We start from the raw sequence: 20,876 nt of genomic DNA, 5'->3' as shown, positions 1-20,876 counted from the left end.
GGGATGCATGCCACTCTCCGAACAAGAGCAGCGTCTGCTCGATGAGATGGAACGCCATCTCATGAACAATGACGCCGATGTCGTCCACGCACCGCGTGATGGCCGCGCCCTCAGCTATCGCAACATCGTGTACGGCACGGTACTCGTGCTGATCGGGCTCGGCGCTCTGATCGCCGGGGTCGCTCTGCCCCAGATCGTCGTCGGGGTCATCGGCTTCGTGCTGATGCTCGGCGGCGTGATCCTCGCCGTCACTCCCACCCGACGACTGCGTGGTGCCCGAGACCCGCGTCCAGCGGAGTCGGCCAGGCCGTCGTTCATGGACAAGATGAACGACCGCTGGGACCGGCGGGGGCACGACCAGCAATAGTTCCCGACGCGCACCGCCGCGGCTTCTGATCCACACCGACCTTCGGGTCGGTGTTTTTTTGTGCCCGCAGACCGGCGTCGGCGGCGGTGCGGGCCGGTGGCACGTGCGAGCGCGTCTGCGGAATGGGCCGGGGGAGCGGCGGTGGAGGAAATCCCGTTCTGGTGGTGGTGAAGTGGAGGATAGTGGAGTAAAGTGGGGTCAAACCTCGCGGGGGGCCGGATGAAGGGGGGTGATCGGCGATGTTGCTCGGGACGCATACTCCGAAGCTCGACGACAAGGGCCGCGTCATCCTGCCGGCGAAGTTCCGCGACGATCTCGGCGCGGGCGTCGTGGTCACCCGTGGACAGGAGCGCTGCCTCTACGTCTTCGCGACCGACGAGTTCGAGCGCATCCACGAGCGGATCCGTGAGGCTCCGCTGACCAACAAGCAGGCCCGTGACTTCCTGCGCATGTTCCTGTCGGGGGCCAGCGCCGAGAAGCCCGACAGCCAGAACCGCATCACGATCCCGCCGCCCCTGCGCTCGTACGCGGGGCTGGGCAAGGAACTGGTCGTCACCGGTGTCGGCGCCCACGCCGAGATCTGGGACGCGGCCGCATGGAACGCATACGCCGAGAGCTATGAAGACGCCTACGCAGAGATGGAGCAGGAGGTGATCCCGGGGCTGTTCTGATCCCTGTTCGTGATGCCCAGCCGCTCACGCCCTGACGCACTTCCCCGGCGCCAGGTCAGAGCGGATGGGGATCAGGATCCGGGATCGGATGCCACCGCCGAAGCTCATGGACATCCGCGACATCCACACCCCCGTCATGCTCGAGCGCTGCATCGAGCTGCTCGCTCCCGCGCTCGAGCGCGATGGCGCCGTGCTCGTGGACGCGACCCTCGGCATGGGCGGGCACTCCGAGGCCTTCCTCACGCGCTTCGCCGGGCTGCACCTGATCGGCCTGGACCGCGACCAGGACGCGCTGCGCATCGCGGGCCGGCGGCTGGAGCGCTTCGCCGACCGCATCACTCTCGTGCACACGGTCTACGACGGCATCGGCGACGCCATCGCCGGCGCCGGTCTTTCCGCCGTCGACGGCATCCTGTTCGACCTCGGCGTCTCGTCCCTGCAGCTGGACGAGACCGAGCGCGGCTTCGCCTATGCGCATGACGCCCCCCTCGACATGCGCATGGACCAGTCCGCGGGGATGACCGCCGCCGACGTCGTCGCCACCTACGGCGAGGGCGACCTGCGGCGCATCTTCGAGCGCTACGGCGAAGAGAAGCTCGCCGGACGCTACGCCCGCGCGATCATCGCCGCGCGCCAGCAGGCCCCGATCGAGCGCTCCGGGCAGCTCGTGCAGATCCTCGTGGCGGCCACCCCCGCCGCCGCGCAGCGTGCCGGGCACCCCGCCAAGCGGGTGTTCCAGGCGCTGCGCATCGAGGTCAACGCCGAGCTGACCGCACTCGAGCGCGCGGTGCCGTCGGCCCTCGACGCGCTGAACGTCGGCGGCCGCATCGTCGTGCTGTCGTACCAGTCCCTGGAAGATCGCCTCGTCAAACGGGCGATCGCCCGGGCCTCGGCATCCACCGCCCCCGCGGGGCTGCCGGTCGAGCTCCCCGAACACGCCCCCCGATTCCGCCCGCTGGTCAAAGGCGCAGAGCTGGCGACCGACGAAGAGCGCGCGCGCAACCCGCGCGCGACACCAGTGCGGTTGCGCGCCGCCGAACGCGTGCGCGCCGCCGTCACGAAGGAGGACGCATGAGCATCCAGACCGCGCTCGCCCGGCCGCTGCCGGCGCCCGGACTCGAACCGGTCGGGGACCGCCGCCTGCACGCGGTCGACGCGCCCGCGCCCCGGCGCAAGCCGCGGCTGGTGTACGGGCTGGTCGCCGTGATCGGGGCGCTCGCGATCGTCGGTGCGCAGATGGTGCTCTCGGTGATGACCACGCAGACCTCGTACCAGGTGGCGCAGCTGAACACGCAGCAGCGGCAGCTGACCTGGCAGAAGCAGATCCTGGACGATGAGGTCGCTGGCCTCAGCTCTCCGCAGTACATCGCCGCCAACGCGGCAGCCCTCGGCATGGTCGTGAACGAATCGCCGAGCTACCTGCGGCTGAGCGACGGCACCATCGTCGGGGCGAGCAAGAAGGCGTCTGGCCGCTCGTCGATCAACCCGCTGGGCCGCGGCGCGGTCGCGAACCGGCTCATCGCAGACACCCCGCTGGTGACCGATCCGCACGCCACGATCGACGGCACCGGACGCGCAGTGACGACGAAAAACGTGACACCCGTTCCCGTGACCGACGGACTGCCCACGGTTCGCACACACTGAGAACATGACGACGAGCAGCACCCGATCGCCCCGCCGCCGCACTGTGGTGGCACTCGCCGTCGTCCTGATCGTGCTGTGCGCGTTCGTGGTGCGCCTGATCGACATCCAGGTGGTCAACGCGCGCGAGAACGTCGCCGCCGCCGTCGACCACGGGCTCGGGGTCACCGAGACGATCGCGGGCACGCGGGGGGCGATCGTCGACGCCTCCGGCAAGCCGCTGGCCACCAGCATCCTCACCTACACGTGCCAGTTCGACCCGTCGAACGTGCGCGACATCGAGCGCACCGCCGCCGACGGCACCAAGCTCGTCACCGCCTGGTCGGACGTGTCGGCCCAGATCGCGAAGTTCACCGGCCAGTCGGCCGACGAGGTGCGCCAGATCGTGTCGGACGCGCTCGTGCGGGACCCGCACTCGCAGTACGCGCTGCTGGCACGGGGCCTGTCGACCGAGCAGTATCGCGGCCTCATGGACCTCGGCGTCGACTACATCGCGTGCAGCCCGAACCCGGCGCGCACGTACCCGAATGGGGCGGTGGGCGGCAACCTCATCGGCTTCGTGGGCGCCGACGGCCAGCCGCTGGCGGGACTCGAGCAGCAGGACAACCAGTGCCTGGAGCCCGCGAACGGCACGCTGACGTTCCAGAAGGGCAAGGACGGCGTCATCATCCCCGGCACCGAGAGCGAGAGGCCGGCCGTGAACGGCGGCACGCTCAAGCTCACGATCGACACCGACCTGCAGTGGTACATGACTCAGCTGGCCCAGCAGGCGACGCAGGAGATGCACGCCCAGTTCGCCACCATCACGGTCGTCGACGTCAAGACCGGCAAGCTCAAGGCGGCCGCGGAGTACCCGACGGTCGATCCGAACAACTTCGACGCGAAGGGCAGCTACCGCTACAGCCGCATCTTCAACTGGCAGTTCGAGCCGGGGTCGACGTTCAAGGGCATCACGGCTTCGACGCTGTTGGATGCCGGGGCGGCGACGCCGACGTCGACCGCGGTCGTGCCCGACCGCAGGACGTTCCCGAACGGGGCGCGCGTGAGCGACGCGACGCGGCATCCCACCTACGACTACACCCTGGCGGGTGTGCTGATGGACTCCTCGAACGTCGGCGCATCGACGTTCAGCCAGCGGGTGAGCCTGAAGACCCGGTTCGAGTACCTGCAGAAGTTCGGCATCGGATCGGGCAGCGCGATCGAGTTCCCCGGCCAGACGCAGGGCATCGTGCACCCGTACCAGGACTGGGACAACCAGATGCGTTACGACACCTCGTACGGCCAGGGTCTGACCACGACCGTGCCCGAGCTGCTGGGCGCGTACGACGCGATCATCGACGGCGGCATGAAGAAGCCTCTGCAGCTGGTCGAGTCGTGCACGAAGGCCGACGGCACCGTGGTCACCCCCACGCTGCCCAAGCCGACGCGGGTGATCAGCGAGAAGACGTCGGCCGAGATGCGCGAGATCCTCGAGAACGTCGCGTTGCAGGCCACGTACGCGAACATGATCAAGATCCCCGGCTACCGCATCGGGGTCAAGACGGGAACCGGTCAGATCTCCAACGGCGGCCGCGGGTACAAGCAGGGCGTCTATTACACGACCATGATCGGATTCGCCCCGGCGGAGGACCCGCAGTACCTCGTGGCGGTGACGCTCGACGAGCCGACTAAGGTAAGGTCATCTTCGGCCAACGCGCCGTACTTCAAGAAGGCGATGACCCAGGTTCTGAAGACCTACCGGGTCATGCCCGCCACGACAAAGCCGAAGATCCTGCCGAAGTTCGGCTGACCGGCGCCCCGCAGTCATGATCGCACTCACACTCGCACAGCTCGCCCGCGCTGTGGACGGACAGCTCCGCCTCGCCGGCTCCGACACCGACCAGACCGTCGTCTCGGGCGCGGTCGACACCGACTCCCGCCAGATCGGTCCTGGTGACATCTTCGTCGCCAAGCCCGGGGAGACCACCGACGGGCACCTGTTCGTGGCCCCCGCCGTCGCCGCCGGGGCGGTACTCGCGATCGTCGAGCACCCCGTCGACGCCGAGGTCACCCAGGTCGTCGTCGCCGATGCCGTGCAGGCCCTGGCCGATCTCGCCCGCGACGTCGTCGCCCGCGTGCGGGCACGGGGCGACCTGCGCATCGTCGGCATCACCGGGTCGAACGGCAAGACCACGACCAAGAACCTGCTCGCCCGCATCCTGCAGGATGAGGGCGAGACCGTCGCGCCCCGGGCCTCGTTCAACAACGAGGTCGGCGCGCCGCTGACGATGTTGCGCGTGACCGAGCAGACCCGGTATCTCGTGAGCGAGTTCGGCGCGTCAGGGCCCGGCGCGATCGCCCGCCTGGCGGGTCTGGTCGAACCCGACATCGGCGTGGTGCTCATGGTGGGCATGGCCCACGCCGGCGGCTTCGGCGGCATCGAGGGCACCGTGAAGGCCAAGTCCGAGCTGATCCAGGCGCTGCGCCCGGGCGGCCTGGCGGTTCTGAACGCCGACGACGGCCGCGTCGCCTCGATGGCGTCGATCGCCGAGGAGCGCGGCCTGCCGGTCCGCTGGTTCGGCACGTCGGCGGCCGCCGACGTGCGTGCCGACGATATCGAGACGGATGCCGCGGGCACGCGGTGCCTGGTCACCGTCGACGGCGAGAGCCTGCCGCTGCACCTGAAGGTGCTCGGCGCCCACCACGTCATGAACGCGATCGCGGCGCTGACCGCCGCGATCGCACTCGGGGTCGAGGCATCCACCGCCATCGCCCGGCTCGAGACCGTCGAGCTGGCCGAGCGCTGGCGGATGCAGCCGATGGGCAGCGACCGGGTGCGCATCATCAACGACGCGTACAACGCCAGCCCGGACTCGATGGCCGCCGCCCTGCGCACCCTGGCGCAGATCACCCGCCCGCACGAGCGCACAGTGGCCGTCCTCGGCGCGATGAGCGAGCTCGGCGAGTACGCCGGCGAAGAGCACGACCGCATCGGCGAGCTCGCCGTGCGCCTGCGCATCCAGCGCATCGTCGTGGTCGGGACCGAAGCCCGCCGGCTGTTCCTGGCCGCCGTGGGCGAGGGCTCATGGGACGGCGAGGCCGTCTTCTTCGCCACCGCCGATGAGGCCTACGACTACCTGATGGGCGAGCTGCGCGACGGCGACCGCGTGCTGGTCAAATCCTCCAACTCCGTGGGGCTGCGGTTCCTCGGCGATCGTCTGGGAGAATCGTTCTCGTGAGATCACTCCTGACTGCAGCTGCGGTCTCGCTGGCATTCACCCTGTTCCTCACCCCCGTTTTCCTGCGGGTGTTCCGCACGTGGGGATGGGGCCAGGTCATCCGCACGCCCGAGGACGTGCGCAACCCGAGCCACGGCGCCAAGCGCGGCACGGCCACCATGGGCGGGGTCATCTTCATCGTCGGCGCGGTGGTCGGCTATCTCGTCGGCTGCTACACCGGCAACAACCCGCCGACCGTCTCGGGGCTGCTGGTCCTGTGGATGATGGTCGGGTTCGGCGTCGTCGGGTTCATCGACGACTTCATGAAGGTGCGCAGCCAGCGCAGCCTGGGCCTGAGCGGCTGGCGCAAGATCCTCGGCCAGATCATCGTGATCGTGCCGTTCGGCGTCATGGCGCTCGGCTTTCCCGACGAATACCAGCAGACCCCGGCCTCGGGCACCGTCTCGGTGGTGCGTGACGTGCCGGTGCTGAACTTCTTCGCGCTGGGCCTGGTGATCGGGTGGATCCTGTACCTGATCTGGATCAGCTTCATCGGCGTGGCCTGGTCGAACAGCACCAACGTCACCGACGGCCTGGACGGGCTGGCCACCGGGATCGGCATCTTCACGATCGCCGCGATGAGCCTTGTGACGTTCTGGCAGTTCAACCAGTCCTGCAGCGGCGTGGGCCTGGTCGACGCGTACCAGCCGGCGTGCTACCCGACCCGCGACCCGATGGACCTGACGATCGTCGCCGCCTCGTTCGTGTCGGCCCTCATCGGGTTCCTCTGGTGGAACGCGCCGAAGGCCAAGGTCTTCATGGGCGACGTCGGGTCGCTGTCGATCGGCGGCGTGATCGCCGCGCTGTCGATCCTGTCGCACACCGAGCTGCTGGCCGTGCTGCTGGCGGGCGCCTTCATCATCGGACCCGGGTCGGTCATCCTGCAGCGGCTGTACTTCAAGATCACCCGAGGCAAGCGCCTGTTCCTGATGAGCCCGTTCCACCATCACCTCGAGATGCGCGGCTGGCCCGAGATCACGATCGTGGTGCGGATGTGGATCATCGCCGGCATGCTCGCCGTGACCGGCATCGGCCTCTTCTACGTCGAATGGCTCTCGCGCACATGAACGACCGGCTCGATTCCCTGACCAGCTGGCACGCCGACTGGTCGGGGCTGCGCGTGGCCGTGCTCGGACTCTCGGTCACCGGATTCTCGGTCGCCGACACGCTCGCCGAACTCGGCGCGGACGTGCTCGTGGTGACCGAGAGCGCCGCTGAGGAGTACGCACGCCTGCTGCCGGTGATCGGCGCGCGCGCATACACCGGCCCGCTCGACGAGGTGCCCGCCGAGCTCGTGGAGTTCGCTCCCGAGGTGATCGTCGCCTCACCCGGCTTCGCACCCGCGCACCCGGTCATCGCCTGGGCGCAGGACGCCGGCATCGCGCTGTGGGGCGACATCGAGCTCGCGTGGCGTGTGCGCGACAAGGTCACCCGCGCCGACGGCACGCCCGCCGAGTGGATCCTCATCACCGGCACGAACGGCAAGACCACCACGACGCAGATGACGGCCACGATGCTCGTCGCCGGCGGCCTGCGCGCCGCCCCCTGCGGCAACATCGGCGTGCCCGTGCTCGACGCGGTGCGCGACCCGGCCGGCTTCGACGCGCTCGTCGTCGAGATCTCGAGCCACCAGCTCTGGTACCTGTCGCACCAGGTCTCGCGGCCGGGCGCCGTGTCGCCGCACGCGAGCGTGTGCCTGAACCTGGCGCCCGACCACATGCAGTGGCACGGGTCGTTCGAGGCGTACCGCGACGCCAAGGCGGTCGTGTACGCCAACACGCGCGTCGCCTGCGTCTACAACCGGGCGGATGCCGCGACCCGGCACATGGTCGAGGACGCCGAGGTGATCGAGGGGGCGCGGGCCATCGGCTTCGGCCTCGACATCCCGGGCCCGAGCGACCTGGGCGTCGTGGAGGGCATCCTCGTCGACCGCGCGTTCCTCGACGAACGGCGCACGAGCGCGCTGGAGCTGTGCACGATCGACGACCTGGCCGAGCACGGCCTTGCCGCCCCGCACATCGTCGCCAACGCATTGGCGGCCGCGGCGCTGGCCCGGTCGCTGGGGGTCGAGCCCGCCGCGATCCGCGACGCGCTGCGCGGATTCCATCTCGACGCCCACCGCATCGAGATCGTCGGCACCGGCAGGGGCGTCACCTGGGTGGACGATTCGAAGGCGACGAACCCGCATGCCGCGGCATCCTCTCTCGCCGCCTACCCCGGAGCGATCTGGATCGTCGGGGGACTGCTGAAGGGCGTCGACATCAACGACCTGGTCGCCAGCCGCGGCCCCGCGGCCAAGGCCGCCATCGTGATCGGCCTCGATCGGGGCGAGATCGTGACGGCGTTCGCACGACACGCCCCGACGGTGCCGGTGATCGAGGTCGACCCCGGTGAGACTGAGGATGTCATGGCGCGGGTCGTGCGGATCGCCGCGGGCGTCGCCGATGACGGGGACGTGGTGCTGCTCGCCCCCGCCGCGGCCTCGTTCGACCAGTTCTCGTCCTACGCCGACCGCGGGCGGCGCTTCGCCGCCGCCGTGCAGGAACTGATCGCAGGGGGAGCCGATGACGAGCACCACGACCCGTCCGGCTCGGGGGACGCCTGACCCCACGCCGGGTTCGCCCGGTCGCGCCCTCACCGCGCGTGTGACGCTCGGCCGGGTGTTCGCGCCGGTGCCCAGCGAGTTCCTGCTCATCGCGTCGACGTCGCTGCTGCTGACCGGCTTCGGCCTGGTGATGGTGCTCTCGGCGACCTCGGCCATCGGGACGGCCAACGGCGACCAGCCGTACGAGGCGCTGCTCAAGCAGGCGATCTTCGCCGCGATCGGCGTCCCGCTCATGTTCGTCATGAGCCGGTTCCCGATCGCGTTCTGGAAGCGGATGGCGTGGCCCGCGCTGATCGTGGCGACCCTCGGGCAGCTGCTCGTGTTCACGCCCCTCGGCCACGCCAACGACGGCAACCGCAACTGGATCACGATCGCGGGCATGCAGGCCCAGCCCTCCGAGTTCCTCAAGCTCGCGCTCGCGCTGTGGCTGGGGTACGTGCTCTACCGCAAGCGGACCCTGCTGGGCCTGTGGCGGCACGTGTTCATCCCCGTCGTGCCGGTCTCGGTCCTGGCGATGGCCACGGTCCTGGCCGGCGGCGACCTCGGCACCGTGATGATCCTCGCTCTGATCGTGATCGCGGCGCTGTTCTTCTCGGGGGTGAAGCTGCGGATCTTCATCATCCCGCTGCTGCTGGGCGCGATCGGCATCGTCGGGTACGCGGTGACCAGTGCCAACCGCATGAAGCGCATCATGAGCTTCCTCGACCCGGTGTGCACCGACTACTACAACGCCTGCTATCAGCCGCTGCACGGCATCTGGGGGCTGGCCAGCGGCGGCTTCTTCGGCCTGGGGCTGGGCAATTCCAAGCAGAAGTACGACTGGCTGCCCGCCGCCGCCAACGACTACATCTTCGCGATCGTCGGCGAGGAGCTGGGCCTGATCGGCTGCTGCGTCGTTCTCGTGCTGCTCGCGCTGTTCGCGGTGGGCGCGTTCCACATCATCCGCAAGACCGACGACACGTTCGTGCGCATCGTCTCGGGCGCGATCGCGATCTGGATCGTCGGCGAGGCGCTGCTGAACATCGGCGTCGTGCTGCGGCTGTTCCCGGTGCTGGGCGTGCCGCTGCCGTTCCTGTCGCAGGGCGGCACGTCGCTGCTGTCGACGTTGCTGGCCTGCGGCGTGCTGCTGTCGTTCGCGAGAACCCTGCCCGCCCGCGCACCTGCGGCCAGGGCCGATGCGCGTGCCACCGGGGCCGGTGCATCGGCGAAGGCGGGTCGGAGGGTCCGTTAGCCTCGTGTGGTGACGACCTACCTGCTGGCAGGCGGTGGAACCGCCGGACATGTCAACCCGCTGCTCGCCGTCGCCGACGGCCTCCGCGATCGCGACCCGGACGCCGCCGTGCTCGTGCTGGGCACCCGTGAGGGACTCGAGGCGCGTCTCGTGCCCGAACGCGGGTACGAGCTGCTGTTCGTCGACAAGGTTCCGTTCCCGCGCCGGCCGAACGGCGATGCGGTGCGCTTCCCCGGGCGGTTCCGCCGGGCGATCGCCCAGGTGCGGCGGCACATCCGCGACCACGGCGTCGACGTCGTGGTCGGCTTCGGCGGGTACGCGTCCGCGCCCGCGTATGTCGCCGCCCGTCGCGAGAAGGTCCCGTTCGTCGTGCACGAGGCCAACGCCAGGCCGGGCCTGGCGAATGTGCTCGGCGCGCGGCGCGCCGCCGCGGTCGGTGTCGCGTTCGAGGGCACCCGGCTGCGCGGGAGCGAGGTGGTCGGCATGCCCCTGCGCCGCGAGATCGTCGACCTCGATCGGGAGGTCCTACGCGCGCAGGCGGCGGACTTCTTCGGGTTGGATGCCGCCAAGCCCACTCTGCTGGTCTTCGGCGGGTCGCTCGGCGCGCGGCGGCTGAACGACGCGTTCGCGGGATCGTGGCAGGACATCCTGGACGCCGGGTGGCAGCTCGTGCACGCCACGGGGGAGCGCAGCGACCTGACCGACCCCGAGGCGTCCGGCTACGCCGTGCGCCGGTACCTCGATCGGATGGACCTGGCCTTCGCACTGGCCGATCTCGTCGTCTCGCGCTCGGGCGCGGCGACGGTCAGCGAGATCAGCGCGCTGGGCATCCCGGCCGTGTACGTGCCGTACGCGGTCGGCAACGGCGAGCAGAGCCTGAACGCCGCCTCGGCAGTGACCGCCCGGGCCGCCCGGATCATCCCCGACGGCGAGTTCACCGCCGACCGTGTGCGTGACGAGGTCGTGCCCCTGTTGGCCGATCCGGCCGCGCTCGACGCGATGCGGCGGGCCGCGGCATCCGTCGGCACCCGCGCCGGCACCGCCAACGTCATCGCCCTGATCGACCGCGCCCTCGCCGGCTGAGGCGCCCGGGCTCGGTCGCGGGTCGAGATCGCACGACGTGCGCAGTTCCGTGGGCTCAGCGCGCCGTTCGCGCGATCTCGACCCCGCCCCGATCCATCGTCGCCGGCCGGACTAGGCACCGGCGCGCAGCGCGGCGGCGACGAGGGCCAGTGCCTCGTCGGGGTCGAGCTCGAGGCTGCGGATCTGCTCGGCGAACGCCGCCGCCGCGCGCTGCGCCTGCTGGCGGACCGGGTCGCGGTCGAGGCTGACGAAGCTTCCCGCGCGGCCGCGGGTCTCGATGATGCCGGATGCCTCGAGCTCGCGATAGGCGCGCGCCACGGTGCCGGGCGCGAGCCCGAGCTCGTCGGCGAGACGCCGCACGGTGGGCAGCCGCTCGCCCGCGGCGAGCCCGCCCGAGGCCACCGCACCGACCAGCTGCGCCCGCAGCTGCTCGAACGGCGGGGTGGGACTTGCCGGATCGATCGTGATCATGCGGGCCTCCCGGTGCGGGCGCAGCGCCAGCCGCGGTGCGCGAATGTGTCGACACAGACTACTCTGCACCCGTCCTCTCGCAGCACCCCGCCCAGGCACCTCACAGCGCGCCACGACCGGCCGGATCGCCCGTCCAACTTAGGATGGATCCGTCATGATCAGACCCGACCTCAGCCTTCCCATCCCCGACGAGATCCACGCCGCGCACTTCATCGGCATCGGCGGGTCCGGCATATCGGGGCTCGCGCGCATGTTCCTGGCGCGCGGCATCCGGGTCTCGGGGTCCGACCGGGCCGACAGCGCGAACCTGCGCGCCCTGGCCGAACTCGGCGCCGACGTGCACATCGGGCACGACGCCGCGCACCTGGGCGATGCCGACACCGTGATCCACACGGGCGCGATCTGGCCCGAGAACCCCGAGTACGTGACGGCCAAGCAGCGCGGGCTCGCAGTCATCCACCGTTCGCAGGCGCTGCACTGGCTCATCGGCGGGCGCCGCCTGGTCTCGGTCGCCGGCGCCCACGGCAAGACCACGTCGACGGGCATGATCGTCACGGCCCTGCAGCGACTGCGCACCGACCCGACGTTCGTCAATGGGGGAGTGATCGCCCAGCTGGGCGTGTCGAGCGGCACCGGGTCCGACGACCTGTTCGTCATCGAGGCCGACGAGTCGGACGGCACGTTCGAGCTGTACGACACCTCGGTCGCGCTGATCACGAACATCGACCCCGACCACCTCGACCACTACGGCACCGCCGACGCCTTCTACGACGCGTTCGCGCGCTTCGCCGACAAGGCGCGCGAGGCGGTCGTGATCTCGGCCGACGACGCGGGCGCCCGGCTCGTGCAGGCGCGGCTGACGCATCCGCGCATCGTGACGTTCGGAGAGGATGCCGCAGCCGACGTGCGCATCGACGGCATCCGCGCCGACGGCCCGGTGTCGTTCACGATCGCCCACGCCGGCGTCACGGTCGACGCACAGCTGCTGGTGCCCGGCGCACACAACGCGGTGAACGCGGCCGGCGCCGTCGCAGTGCTCCTCACGCTGGGACACCCGCTGACCGACGCCGTCCGCGCGGTCGAGGGGTTCACCGGCACGGTGCGCCGCTTCGAGCTGCACGGCGTCGAGCGCGGTGTCAGCGTCTTCGACGACTACGCGCACCACCCCACCGAGGTCGCAGCGGCCCTCACAGCGGCGCGCAGCGTCGTCGGATCCGGGCGGATCATCGCGATCCAGCAGCCGCACACGTACTCGCGCACGCAGCAGATGCACCGCGAGTTCGCCGAAGTGCTTGAGAGCCTGGCCGACCACACCGTCATGCTCGACGTGTACGGCGCCCGCGAGGATCCGGTGCCGGGCGTGACCGGCAGGCTCGTCAGCGACGACTTCGCCGATCCCTCGCACGTGCACTACGTCGTCGACTGGCAGGACGCCGCGGACTACACCGCCTCGATCGCCCGCGATGGCGACTACATCATCACGCTCGGCTGCGGCAACGTGTACCAGATCATCCCGCAGGTGCTCGAGGCCCTCGGTCGCACGCCGGCGTCGTCGGGTCCGGCCGTGGCGCCGTCCGCCGCTGCGGGCGACCGGGGATAGCCCATGCGCCGGCCCGCACCGCTTCCCGCCCCGGTCCGGCGCGCGCCGCGCGCGCCGGAGCCGCCGGCGGTGGACGACGCCGACGAGGGGGTGGATGCCGCAGCCCGCGTCGTCCCGCTCGCCGGCCGTGCGGTGCCCGCGGGCAGGCACCCGGCCGCATCGCGCAAGAAGGGCGCACGAGCCGCCGGGTCGACGGACCTCGCCGCGCAGGCGACCGGCGACGGGGACGCGACCCGCGACACGGACGGGACCGGCACGGACGCGGCATCCTTCGCGGGAACCCCGGGGGAGGGCGTCGACGCGTCCGAGGGCGCGATCGGCGTGCGCGATGTCTGGAAGGCGGCGCGCGCGCGTCGACGCGCCCTGCGGGCCGAGGTGCGCCGGTTCACGAGCCGGCAGCGCCGACGCCGCGCCGTCTGGATCTCGGTCGCCGTCGCGTTCGTCGTGCTCATCGCCGGATCGTTCGGCGCGGCATACAGTCCGCTGTTCGCGGTGCAGAAGATCGAGGTCGTCGGCACGCACAGCCTGAAACCCGCCGAGATCGCGCAGGCGCTCGCCTCCCAGCGCGGCAAGCCCCTGCCGCTGGTCGACGACGCAGCGGTGAAGGCCGCGCTCGTGCGCTTTCCGCTCGTGGAGACCTACACCCTGCAGGCGCGGCCCCCGCACGAGCTCGTCGTGCGCATCGTCGAACGCACCCCGGTCGGCGTCGTGAAGGGCCCCGCGGGCTACACGCTCGTCGACGCGGCCGGCGTCGCGCTGTCGACCACGGCGTCGGCGCCGAAGGGCCAGCCGGTGCTGACGGTGAAGGGCGGCGTGGACTCGGACGCGTTCCGGTCCGCGGGCCTGGTGATCCGCTCGCTGCCCGCCGACCTGCGGGCGCTGGTCACCGCCGTCTCGGCGGCCACGCCCGACGACGTGACGCTGACACTCGGCAAGACCGGGTCGAAGATCGTGTGGGGGAGCGAGGACGATTCCGGCCGCAAAGCGCTCGTGCTCAAGGCGCTGATGAAGCGCTACCCGCCCGCCAAGACCGACAGGTACGACGTATCGTCGCCCGACGCCGTGCTCGTGCACTGAGCACACCGGGTTTTCGCGCCGATTTGCCCGACACGCCCAGCGCGTCGCGGGCACATCCGTCCGCACCGCTTACCTTCAGTCAGAAGGAATTGCATACCGGGCAATTCTTTAAACCTCTAGATGAGGTTGAAGGTTTAAGAGCTTGGTTCGGGACGAGACGGAGGCCGGCATGAGCCAGAACCAGAACTACCTCGCAGTGATCAAGGTGGTCGGCGTCGGCGGCGGCGGTGTGAACGCCGTCAACCGTATGATCGAACTGGGGCTGCGCGGGGTCGAGTTCATCGCGATCAACACCGACGCGCAGGCCCTGCTGATGAGCGACGCCGACATCAAGCTCGACGTCGGGCGCGAGCTCACGCGCGGGCTGGGCGCGGGTGCCGACCCCGAGGTGGGTCGCCGTGCCGCCGAAGACCATGCGGAAGAGATCGAAGAGGCCCTGGCCGGCGCCGACATGGTCTTCGTGACCGCCGGCGAAGGCGGCGGCACCGGCACGGGCGGCGCGCCCGTCGTGGCCAAGATCGCGAAGTCGATCGGCGCCCTGACGATCGGCGTCGTCACCAAGCCCTTCTCGTTCGAGGGCCGTCGCCGGCAGAGCCAGGCCGAGTCGGGCGTGGCGAAGCTGAAGGAAGAGGTCGACACCCTCATCGTGGTGCCGAACGACCGGCTGCTGGAGATCAGCGACCGCGGGATCTCGATGATCGAGGCGTTCGCCACGGCCGACCAGGTGCTCCTAGCCGGTGTCCAGGGCATCACCGACCTCATCACGACGCCGGGTCTGATCAACCTCGACTTCGCCGACGTCAAGTCGGTGATGCAGGGCGCCGGCTCCGCGCTCATGGGCATCGGCTCCGCCCGCGGGGCGGATCGGGCGATCAAGGCCGCGGAGCTCGCGGTCGAATCTCCCCTGCTGGAAGCCTCGATCGAGGGCGCGCACGGCGTGCTGCTGTCGATCCAGGGCGGGTCGAATCTCGGCATCTTCGAGATCAACGACGCCGCGCAGCTGGTCAAGGAGGCGGCGCACCCCGAGGCGAACATCATCTTCGGCACGGTCATCGACGACACGCTCGGCGACGAGGTGCGGGTCACGGTGATCGCCGCGGGCTTCGACGGCGGCGAGCCGCAGGCGCGCATCGAGCCGATGATCGGCAGCCGCACCGCCCCTGCCCTGCCCTCGACGTCGGCCGAAGAGGCCGCCGCGCGCAGCGTCGAAGACGCGGAGAAGGCCCCCGGCGACGAGAAGCCGATTGTCAAGAACGTCCCGGTGACGGTCGTGGCCGAGGCCGGCTACGACTCGGCGTTCGGCGACGACGACCTCGACATCCCCGACTTCCTGAAGTAAGTGGACGATCTCGCCTCGCGGCTCGCCGACGTCGACGCGCGCATCGCCGATGCCGCGCGCGCGGCGCGCCGCGACCCGGCGCAGCTCACCCGCATCGTCGTCACCAAGTTCCACCCGGCCGCCCTCGTCGCCGAGCTCCACCGTCTCGGAGTCCGCGACGTGGGGGAGAACCGGCAGCAGGAGCTGACGGCCAAGACCGCCGAGCTGGCGCCGCTCACCGATCTGCGCTGGCACTTCATCGGTCAGGCGCAGACCAAGAAGGCGCGCGCGGTGCGGGCCGCGGCATCCGTCGTCCACTCGGTCGACCGCGAGCGCCTCGCCGATGCGCTCGAGCGGGCGGGAGAGGACGGCGACGACGTCCTGGACGTGCTGCTGCAGGTGAACCTCACCGACGACCCGTCACGGGGAGGCGTCGCGCCCGTCGAGCTCGAGCGGCTCGCCGAGCATGTGGCGGGATGCCGCACCCTGCGCGTGCGCGGGATCATGGCCGTCGCTCCGCTGGACGAGGAGCCGGCGGCCGCGTTCGCCTCGCTCGCCGGCTACGCGCAGCGCGTGCGCAGCGTGGTCCCCGACGCAGACTGGATCTCGGCGGGGATGACGGCGGACTTCGTCGAGGCGATCGCAGCGGGTGCGACACACCTGCGGATCGGCTCGGCAATCACGGGACCGCGCCCCGTGCACGATTAGCCTCGACTCAGACAAGCAAACGGAGGATGCGATGTCGAACCCGCTCAAGAAGACCATGGTGTACCTGGGCCTCGCCGACGAAGAAGAGATCGACGACGAGCCCGAGCAGGTGGCCCAGCCGCGCAGCGCGGCGAAGTCCGTCGAGAAGGCGCCCGCTCCGGTGACGCCGATCCACCGGCCCGCGGTCGTCCGCCAGCCGGCGCCGACCGCCGTGAGCGAGATCCTGACGGTGCATCCCAAGCAGTACCGCGACGCGCAGCTGATCGCCGAGAACTTCCGCGAGGGCATCCCGGTCATCATCAACCTCTCGCAGATGAGCGACACCGACGCCCGGCGCCTCGTCGACTTCGCGAGCGGGCTGTCGCTGGGCCTGTACGGGCGCATCGAGCGTGTGACGAGCAAGGTGTTCCTGCTGTCGCCCGAGAACGTCGCCCTGTCGGGCGACGGCACCGTGGCGCAGGCGGACCCGGACGTCACCCCGTTCACCCAGCACTGACGGCGTGGAGGTCGTCCACGCCATCGCGGCGATCATCTACTGGCTGCTGCTGCTGTACGTCCTGGCTCTGATCGCGCGGATGGTGCTCGACATCATCCCGCTGCTCAGCCGGGGTTGGCGTCCACGCGGCGCCGGCCTGGTCATGGCCGAGGCGGTCTACACGATCACCGATCCGCCGATCCGGTTCCTCCGCCGGTTCGTGCGACCGGTTCGCATCGGTCCCATGGCGATCGACTTCGCGTTCACGATCGTGCTGCTGGCGTGCTTCATCCTGATGTCGATCACGCGCGCCCTGACGTTCCTGTGAGGGCTCCCTCGCACCCCGTCCCACCGCCGACTATGCTTTGCTGGTAACACCGGTCCGAGCGACTGGGTGCCCAGACATCGGCCAGCATCACGTTGATAACGAGCCCCGAAAGAGGAAGAAATGCCTTTGACTCCGGATGACGTCGTCACCAAGCAGTTCCAACACGTCCGGTTCAAGGAGGGGTTCGACCCGGACGAGGTCGACGACTTCCTCGATGAGGTCGTCGTCGAGTGGCGCAAGGCCCTGGCGGAGAACGAAGAGCTGAAGGCCAAGCTGGCGGCCTTCGAGTCCGGTGCGACCCCCGCCCCGGCGCCCGCCCCCGTCGAGCAGCCCGCCGCGGCCCCCGTGGCCGTCGCCGGCGGCGCGAACCAGAGCGCCGGCATCATCGAGCTGGCCCAGCGCCTGCACGACGAGCACGTCGCCGAGGGCAAGGCCCAGCGCGACAAGCTCATCGCCGACGCACAGGCGCAGGCGGCGTCGATCGTGTCGCAGGCCGAGGCCCGCGGCCGCGACGAGATCGCCCGCCTCGACAAGGAGCGCACGGCGCTCGAGGGCCGCATTTCGGAGCTGAGCACGTTCGAGCGCGACTACCGCTCGCAGCTGCGCAGCTACATCGAAGGCAAGCTGCGCGAGCTCGACACCACCGCGAACGCCTCCGGCCCGACGCCGGTCTCGTCCGTCGGCCTGTAGGCCCGGTCGGTGAGCCGCGCCCCTCTGCGTACTGCGGCGGCCGGCACCATCGTCGTGATCCTCGCGGCACTGGTGCTGGTCGCCGACCAGTTCACGAAGTACCTGGCACTGAACAACCTGCCGCTCACTCGGGCGGTTCACGTCGTCGGCGACTTCCTGATCTTCTTCCTGATCAAGAACGCCGGGGCCGCCTTCTCGCTCGGCAGCGACGTGACATGGGTGTTCACGATCGCCCTGGCGATCGTGGCGCTCGCGATCATCTGGCTCGTCGGCACGCGCGTGAAATCGCGCGCCTGGGCCGTGATCCTCGGCCTGCTGCTGGGCGGCGTGCTCGGCAACCTCTCGGACCGGCTGTTCCGCGAGCCCGGTTTCGGCGTGGGCCATGTCGTGGACTTCATCAACATGCCGTGGATGATGCCGGCCACCTTCAATGTGGCCGACATGTTCATCACGACGATGATGGTCGCCGTCGCGATCCTCGTACTGCTCGGCATCCGGTTCGACGGCACGCGCGAGCGGCACGGCGACGCGGCGAAGAAGGCGACAGAGCACCCGACCGAGAAGGCCGGGACCGACACCTCTGCCGAGGACTGAGGTGGAGTCGCGCACTCTTCCCGTCCCTGACGGGCTGGACGGCTCGCGGGTCGATGCGGCCTTGGCGAAGATGCTCGGCTTCTCGCGCACGTTCGCGGCCGAGGTCGCCGACGCCGGCGGCGTGAGCGCGGACGGCCGCACCCTGGGCAAGTCCGACCGGCTGCGCGCGGGGTCATGGGTCGAGGTGTCGTGGACGCCCAAGGCCGAGCCCACGGTGATCCCGATCGCCGTGCCGGACCTCGGCATCGTCTACTCCGACGATGACATCGTCGTCGTCGACAAGCCCGCCGGGGTCGCCGCCCACCCGTCGGTGGGCTGGGAGGGCCCGACCGTGCTCGGCGCGCTGGCCGCGGCCGGATTCCGCATCGCGACCACGGGCCCCGCAGAGCGGCAGGGCATCGTGCACCGATTGGATGCCGGAACCAGTGGTCTGATGGTGGTCGCCGGCAGTGAGCGGGCCTACGTGGCCCTCAAGCGCGCGTTCAAGGAGCGCACGGTGGAGAAGATCTACCACGCGGTCGTGCAGGGGCATCCGGACCCGCTGAACGGCACGATCGACGCGCCGATCGGCCGGCACCCCACCCACCCGTGGAAGTTCGCCGTGACGCCCGACGGCAAGGACTCCGTCACGCACTATGAGACCCTCGAGGCCTTCCGCGGGGCATCCCTGCTCGAGATCCACCTCGAGACCGGGCGGACGCACCAGATCCGCGTGCACATGGCCGCCCACCGGCATCCCTGCGTCGGCGACCCGCTGTACGGCGCCGACCCGACGCTGTCGGCGCGTCTGGGGCTGACGCGGCAGTGGCTGCAGGCGCACCGCCTGGCGTTCGAGCACCCCGGCACCGGCGAATGGGTGTCGTTCGCCTCGCCGTACCCGGCAGACTTCCAGCACGCGCTGGACCTCCTGCGCGCAGAGTGAGCTGAACCGCGCCGCAGGTCGTCTGTCGGCGACGACGGATCTGCGGCATCCTGGGTCGAACACCTGGGGCGCACGACGTCCGAGAACGACGGAGGTGAAACGCGCCCGCCGGAATCGGGCAATGGCTGATGTGAGCACCGACAGCGAGATCATCCGCCGATCCGTCGACGACCCCGCTGCCTTCTCCGAGATCTTCGAGAGGCACGCGCGCGTCATCGTCGCATACGCGGCGCGGCGCGTCGGCACCGATGCGGCCGAGGACGTCCTGAGCGAGACGTTCCTGGTCGCCTTCCGCCGTCGCGGCGACTTCGACGCATCGAGCGACTCCGCCAAGCCGTGGCTGTTCGGCATCGCCTCACGGCACATCGCCCGGCATCGGGCCCGCGAGGCGCGACAGTGGCGTGCGGTCGAGGCATCCACCGGTCTTGACAACGCCTCGGACGGACGGCTGCCGGCCGCCGACGCGCGGCTCGACGCGCACTCGGCGCTGCGCGAACTCGCACCTCGGATCGCAGCGCTCCCCGATCGCGACCGCGACCTGCTGCTGCTGCACGCGTGGGGCGAGCTCACGTTCGAAGAGATCGCGATCGCGCAGGGGATTCCCGCGGGCACGGTGCGCACCCGCATGCACCGGCTCCGCAAGCGGCTCGCACCCGACGGCGACCGGGCGCTGGCCACGGTCGATCAGAACGAGATGGAGTGACCATGGATGTGATCGAGAACGTGCGCGCACTCGCGCCGACGGCCGAGTCGCACGAGGCTGCGATCGACGCGGCCCGCGTCGCACTCGCCCGCGAGATCGACGCCGCGCAGGCGGCAGGGGAGGCCCGACGGGAGCGGCCCGTTCCGCTCGTCCGGCCCGTCCGGCCTGTCCGGCGCACGGGCTGGCGCTGGGCGGGCGGCATCACGGCCGCGGCGGCCGTGGTGGCGACGGGCATCGTCGTGGCCGGCAACCTCATCCCGGTGGACCCGACGCGGCCCGGAGTGCCGCCGGTACTCGTGCCGCCGGCGGCGACCGCGGCCGAGCTGCTCGAGCAGGCTGCCGTGCACACGGATGCTACCGGCACCGTGCCGGCGGCGGGTCAGTATCTGCGCATCGACGAGACCGATGCGTTCACCGAGTACGCGATCGAGGATGCCGCAACCGGCGAGCTCGCTCCCATGGGCAATCGCCGCAACGCGATCGCCGCGTTCGTCACCCAGCACACGACGCACCTCTACGTCCCGGCCGACCGCGACGACGAGTGGGTGTGGGACCAGCGCTCGCCGTGGTCCGTGACGGCGTCGTACGGCGACCGCGCCGATGAGGCGATCGCGACCTGGAAGGCCCAGCGGCACGGCGACACGCCCGAGCTGTGGCGCCTGCCCGGCGGGCGGGCACCCGGCGACGCCGAGGCGCCGGACGCGACCCTCGACGAGCGCGAACTGTTCGACGAGATGCCGCGCGATCCCGGGGCCCTGCTGGATTGGCTGCGCGCGCGCACCGGCACGACGGGGGCCGAGGCCGACCGTCAGGTCGTCTGGACGCTCAGCAGCGGGCTGACGACCAACCTGGCGCCCGCCGAGCTGCGAAAGGCGATGTTCCGTGCACTGGCACTGATCGACGGCGTCCGCATCGCGCACCGGGCCGGCGGCACCACGACCTTCTCGTTCGCGGTCCCGGCCGACGGATGGACGCGTACGACCACCTTCACGGTCGACGATGCGCGGGCGCTGGTCACCGCGATCACGGACGCCTCGGTGCCTGCCGGCGGCTCGATCGTGCCGGCCGGTCTGCCCGACGAGCAGCGCACGGTGAGCGTCGCCGTCGTCGACACCGCGCCCTGAGCGTCGGGGGC

22 protein-coding genes are annotated in these 20,876 nt (G+C 70.6%); 21 read left to right on the top strand and 1 reads right to left on the bottom strand.

The features are described 5' to 3' along the window. The first annotated feature begins 7 nt into the window (after positions 1 to 7). The 10 genes from AC3RX0_RS07195 to AC3RX0_RS07150 all read left to right on the top strand — a co-directional run bounded on the left by AC3RX0_RS07195 (position 8) and on the right by AC3RX0_RS07150 (position 10,855). Positions 8 to 367, top strand: a complete 360-nt coding sequence (locus AC3RX0_RS07195) for an SCO2097 family morphological protein (protein WP_491505229.1) — start codon at positions 8 to 10, stop codon at positions 365 to 367. 239 nt (positions 368 to 606) lie between these two features. Continuing rightward, positions 607 to 1,038 carry a division/cell wall cluster transcriptional repressor MraZ gene (gene mraZ / locus AC3RX0_RS07190; protein ID WP_491505228.1) on the top strand — a complete coding sequence of 144 codons (432 nt, stop codon included), beginning with the start codon at positions 607 to 609 and terminating at the stop codon, positions 1,036 to 1,038. Between the two features lie 106 nt (positions 1,039 to 1,144). Next, the gene (rsmH, locus tag AC3RX0_RS07185; RefSeq protein ID WP_491505402.1) at positions 1,145 to 2,113 is read left to right on the top strand and encodes a 16S rRNA (cytosine(1402)-N(4))-methyltransferase RsmH; all 969 of its coding nucleotides are present in this window, start codon (positions 1,145 to 1,147) and stop codon (positions 2,111 to 2,113) included. Beyond that, positions 2,110 to 2,682 carry a cell division protein FtsL gene (ftsL, locus tag AC3RX0_RS07180; protein WP_491505227.1) on the top strand — a complete coding sequence of 191 codons (573 nt, stop codon included), beginning with the start codon at positions 2,110 to 2,112 and terminating at the stop codon, positions 2,680 to 2,682. The genes rsmH and ftsL overlap by 4 nt, the downstream gene beginning before the upstream one ends. Positions 2,683 to 2,686: 4 nt before the next feature. After that, positions 2,687 to 4,468 carry a peptidoglycan D,D-transpeptidase FtsI family protein gene (locus AC3RX0_RS07175; RefSeq protein ID WP_491505226.1) on the top strand — a complete coding sequence of 594 codons (1,782 nt, stop codon included), beginning with the start codon at positions 2,687 to 2,689 and terminating at the stop codon, positions 4,466 to 4,468. Between the two features lie 16 nt (positions 4,469 to 4,484). Further along, positions 4,485 to 5,897: a UDP-N-acetylmuramoyl-tripeptide--D-alanyl-D-alanine ligase gene (locus AC3RX0_RS07170; RefSeq protein ID WP_491505225.1), complete on the top strand. Its 1,413-nt coding sequence runs from the start codon at positions 4,485 to 4,487 to the stop codon at positions 5,895 to 5,897. Continuing rightward, positions 5,894 to 7,003, top strand: a complete 1,110-nt coding sequence (gene mraY / locus AC3RX0_RS07165) for a phospho-N-acetylmuramoyl-pentapeptide-transferase (protein WP_491505224.1) — start codon at positions 5,894 to 5,896, stop codon at positions 7,001 to 7,003. Before AC3RX0_RS07170 ends, mraY begins: the two co-directional genes overlap by 4 nt. Then, entirely contained in the window at positions 6,985 to 8,541 is a 1,557-nt protein-coding gene (gene murD / locus AC3RX0_RS07160; protein WP_491505223.1) for a UDP-N-acetylmuramoyl-L-alanine--D-glutamate ligase, read from the top strand. The genes mraY and murD overlap by 19 nt, the downstream gene beginning before the upstream one ends. Further along, positions 8,501 to 9,772, top strand: coding sequence for a putative lipid II flippase FtsW (ftsW, locus tag AC3RX0_RS07155; RefSeq protein ID WP_491505222.1), 1,272 nt, complete (start codon positions 8,501 to 8,503; stop codon positions 9,770 to 9,772). The genes murD and ftsW overlap by 41 nt, the downstream gene beginning before the upstream one ends. Before the next feature lie 9 nt (positions 9,773 to 9,781). After that, positions 9,782 to 10,855, top strand: coding sequence for a UDP-N-acetylglucosamine--N-acetylmuramyl-(pentapeptide) pyrophosphoryl-undecaprenol N-acetylglucosamine transferase (locus AC3RX0_RS07150; protein WP_491505221.1), 1,074 nt, complete (start codon positions 9,782 to 9,784; stop codon positions 10,853 to 10,855). A 111-nt stretch (positions 10,856 to 10,966) separates the two neighbouring features. On the opposite strand, the gene AC3RX0_RS07145 is transcribed toward AC3RX0_RS07150, so the two are convergent. Beyond that, positions 10,967 to 11,326 carry a GntR family transcriptional regulator gene (locus AC3RX0_RS07145; RefSeq protein ID WP_491505220.1) on the bottom strand — a complete coding sequence of 120 codons (360 nt, stop codon included), beginning with the start codon at positions 11,324 to 11,326 and terminating at the stop codon, positions 10,967 to 10,969. A 154-nt stretch (positions 11,327 to 11,480) separates the two neighbouring features. Here AC3RX0_RS07145 and murC point away from each other — a divergent pair, with 154 nt between their 5' ends. The 11 genes from murC to AC3RX0_RS07090 all read left to right on the top strand — a co-directional run bounded on the left by murC (position 11,481) and on the right by AC3RX0_RS07090 (position 20,865). Further along, complete coding sequence (gene murC / locus AC3RX0_RS07140; RefSeq protein ID WP_491505219.1) at positions 11,481 to 12,926, top strand: UDP-N-acetylmuramate--L-alanine ligase; 1,446 nt, start codon at positions 11,481 to 11,483, stop codon at positions 12,924 to 12,926. 69 nt (positions 12,927 to 12,995) lie between these two features. Then, a complete protein-coding gene (locus tag AC3RX0_RS07135; RefSeq protein ID WP_491505218.1) occupies positions 12,996 to 14,003 on the top strand; it encodes an FtsQ-type POTRA domain-containing protein in 1,008 nt (335 codons plus the stop codon). 169 nt (positions 14,004 to 14,172) lie between these two features. Next, positions 14,173 to 15,342 carry a cell division protein FtsZ gene (ftsZ, locus tag AC3RX0_RS07130; RefSeq protein ID WP_491505217.1) on the top strand — a complete coding sequence of 390 codons (1,170 nt, stop codon included), beginning with the start codon at positions 14,173 to 14,175 and terminating at the stop codon, positions 15,340 to 15,342. Continuing rightward, the gene (locus AC3RX0_RS07125) at positions 15,343 to 16,029 is read left to right on the top strand and encodes a YggS family pyridoxal phosphate-dependent enzyme (protein ID WP_491505216.1); all 687 of its coding nucleotides are present in this window, start codon (positions 15,343 to 15,345) and stop codon (positions 16,027 to 16,029) included. Between the two features lie 31 nt (positions 16,030 to 16,060). Continuing rightward, positions 16,061 to 16,525: a cell division protein SepF gene (locus AC3RX0_RS07120; RefSeq protein WP_491505215.1), complete on the top strand. Its 465-nt coding sequence runs from the start codon at positions 16,061 to 16,063 to the stop codon at positions 16,523 to 16,525. Between the two features lie 4 nt (positions 16,526 to 16,529). Further along, the gene (locus tag AC3RX0_RS07115) at positions 16,530 to 16,832 is read left to right on the top strand and encodes a YggT family protein (RefSeq protein WP_491505214.1); all 303 of its coding nucleotides are present in this window, start codon (positions 16,530 to 16,532) and stop codon (positions 16,830 to 16,832) included. 120 nt (positions 16,833 to 16,952) lie between these two features. Continuing rightward, on the top strand, positions 16,953 to 17,522 hold the full coding sequence (locus AC3RX0_RS07110) for a DivIVA domain-containing protein (RefSeq protein WP_491505213.1): 570 nt from the start codon (positions 16,953 to 16,955) through the stop codon (positions 17,520 to 17,522). A 9-nt stretch (positions 17,523 to 17,531) separates the two neighbouring features. Next, the gene (locus AC3RX0_RS07105) at positions 17,532 to 18,116 is read left to right on the top strand and encodes a signal peptidase II (RefSeq protein ID WP_491505212.1); all 585 of its coding nucleotides are present in this window, start codon (positions 17,532 to 17,534) and stop codon (positions 18,114 to 18,116) included. A gap of 1 nt (position 18,117) precedes the next feature. Then, positions 18,118 to 19,038, top strand: coding sequence for an RluA family pseudouridine synthase (locus tag AC3RX0_RS07100; RefSeq protein WP_491505211.1), 921 nt, complete (start codon positions 18,118 to 18,120; stop codon positions 19,036 to 19,038). 121 nt (positions 19,039 to 19,159) lie between these two features. After that, positions 19,160 to 19,741 carry an RNA polymerase sigma factor gene (locus AC3RX0_RS07095; RefSeq protein WP_491505210.1) on the top strand — a complete coding sequence of 194 codons (582 nt, stop codon included), beginning with the start codon at positions 19,160 to 19,162 and terminating at the stop codon, positions 19,739 to 19,741. Between the two features lie 2 nt (positions 19,742 to 19,743). After that, positions 19,744 to 20,865, top strand: coding sequence for a hypothetical protein (locus tag AC3RX0_RS07090; protein ID WP_498165904.1), 1,122 nt, complete (start codon positions 19,744 to 19,746; stop codon positions 20,863 to 20,865). Positions 20,866 to 20,876: the final 11 nt, after the last annotated feature.

This window comes from Microbacterium sp. W1-4-2, from assembly GCF_058349885.2.
Note: the sequence above shows the minus strand (reverse complement) of the source record. Positions and strands in the feature narration are given on the sequence as shown.

Excerpts from the sequence above, each read along its gene's own strand:
- AC3RX0_RS07195 (WP_491505229.1), top strand. The coding sequence starts at position 8 with ATGCCACTCTCCGAACAAGAGCAGCGTCTGCTCGATGAGATGGAACGC.
- mraZ (WP_491505228.1), top strand. The coding sequence starts at position 607 with ATGTTGCTCGGGACGCATACTCCGAAGCTCGACGACAAGGGCCGCGTC.
- rsmH (WP_491505402.1), top strand. The coding sequence starts at position 1,145 with ATGGACATCCGCGACATCCACACCCCCGTCATGCTCGAGCGCTGCATC.
- ftsL (WP_491505227.1), top strand. The coding sequence starts at position 2,110 with ATGAGCATCCAGACCGCGCTCGCCCGGCCGCTGCCGGCGCCCGGACTC.
- AC3RX0_RS07175 (WP_491505226.1), top strand. The coding sequence starts at position 2,687 with ATGACGACGAGCAGCACCCGATCGCCCCGCCGCCGCACTGTGGTGGCA.
- AC3RX0_RS07170 (WP_491505225.1), top strand. The coding sequence starts at position 4,485 with ATGATCGCACTCACACTCGCACAGCTCGCCCGCGCTGTGGACGGACAG.
- murD (WP_491505223.1), top strand. The coding sequence starts at position 6,985 with ATGGCTCTCGCGCACATGAACGACCGGCTCGATTCCCTGACCAGCTGG.
- ftsW (WP_491505222.1), top strand. The coding sequence starts at position 8,501 with ATGACGAGCACCACGACCCGTCCGGCTCGGGGGACGCCTGACCCCACG.
- AC3RX0_RS07145 (WP_491505220.1), bottom strand. The coding sequence starts at position 11,326 with ATGATCACGATCGATCCGGCAAGTCCCACCCCGCCGTTCGAGCAGCTG.
- murC (WP_491505219.1), top strand. The coding sequence starts at position 11,481 with ATGATCAGACCCGACCTCAGCCTTCCCATCCCCGACGAGATCCACGCC.
- ftsZ (WP_491505217.1), top strand. The coding sequence starts at position 14,173 with ATGAGCCAGAACCAGAACTACCTCGCAGTGATCAAGGTGGTCGGCGTC.
- AC3RX0_RS07120 (WP_491505215.1), top strand. The coding sequence starts at position 16,061 with ATGTCGAACCCGCTCAAGAAGACCATGGTGTACCTGGGCCTCGCCGAC.
- AC3RX0_RS07110 (WP_491505213.1), top strand. The coding sequence starts at position 16,953 with ATGCCTTTGACTCCGGATGACGTCGTCACCAAGCAGTTCCAACACGTC.
- AC3RX0_RS07095 (WP_491505210.1), top strand. The coding sequence starts at position 19,160 with ATGGCTGATGTGAGCACCGACAGCGAGATCATCCGCCGATCCGTCGAC.
- AC3RX0_RS07090 (WP_498165904.1), top strand. The coding sequence starts at position 19,744 with ATGGATGTGATCGAGAACGTGCGCGCACTCGCGCCGACGGCCGAGTCG.